The 399-nt window shown below is 58.6% G+C and carries 1 protein-coding gene; it reads left to right on the plus strand.

From position 1 onward, the window contains the following. Window positions 1-230: hypothetical protein (locus E1297_RS49480; protein ID WP_209015530.1), on the plus strand; the 230-nt coding region annotated here is incomplete at its 5' end. Window positions 231-399 lie beyond the last annotated feature (169 nt).

Below are 399 nucleotides of genomic sequence, written 5' to 3' on the forward strand. Positions count from 1 at the left end.
TTCGGGAACTTCACGTTCCGCCCGTCCACGCCACCCGTCAGGATGGTGTAGTCCGTCAGACCCAGATCAATGCCGATGGCACCGGATGTCTTGATCTCCCCGGGCAGGGATGGAGCCTCGCGCGGACAGTGCCAACCTTCGGCAGATACAGACGAGAACCGTCAACGACACTGACCCTCTGCAGGCTCGAGATCGCCCGGCGTCCGTGCTTTGACTTGAAGCGCGGGTAGCGCCCGTGTCCTCGGAAGAAGCGCTGAAATGCCACGTCCAGATGCAGGATCGACTGTTGCAGTGCCCGAATGTCCGCTGTCTTCAGTCACGCCGTTTCCGTCGCGTCTTTCAGTTTCGGCAGTCTTTTGATCAGGTCTAATTTGGAGATGCTTTCCTTACGCTCTTTCC

The sequence above is a fragment of the Roseibium sp. RKSG952 genome (assembly GCF_009711355.1).